The following is a 282-nucleotide window of genomic DNA, read 5'->3' as shown; positions in this document are numbered from 1 at the left end:
CCGAAAGCGGCAAGCTGCTCTTCCGACTGCTTAATTCGATCCGCGGCATCCACCTCGGACTGCGCAGCCGTCAGCGCCGCCAGGATTTCGACGGCGGCGAAGGCCGGCGCCAGGCTGCGGAAGAACGACTGCGAATTTGACGTGACGATGATTGTTTCCCGCGCGATCCGGGCCAGCGGCGACACGCTGCTGTCGCTGATTGCCACCACGCCGACCCGCTGCCGAGCCGACTGCCGCGCAACATCGATCGTCGTGCGCTCATACGGCGACATACATAGGGCC

1 protein-coding gene is annotated in these 282 nt (G+C 65.2%); it reads right to left on the bottom strand.

Annotated features, from left to right (window positions below; genetic code table 11):
- Positions 1-282, bottom strand: a 282-nt coding sequence (locus tag EN845_RS35010; RefSeq protein WP_135931355.1) for an SIS domain-containing protein, incomplete at both ends; no start/stop codon positions are given.

It is taken from the genome of Mesorhizobium sp. M8A.F.Ca.ET.202.01.1.1, assembly GCF_004791595.1.
Classification (GTDB): domain Bacteria; phylum Pseudomonadota; class Alphaproteobacteria; order Rhizobiales; family Rhizobiaceae; genus Mesorhizobium.
The sequence above is the reverse complement of the archived record's forward strand: the minus strand, read 5'-3'. Positions and strand labels throughout refer to the sequence as shown.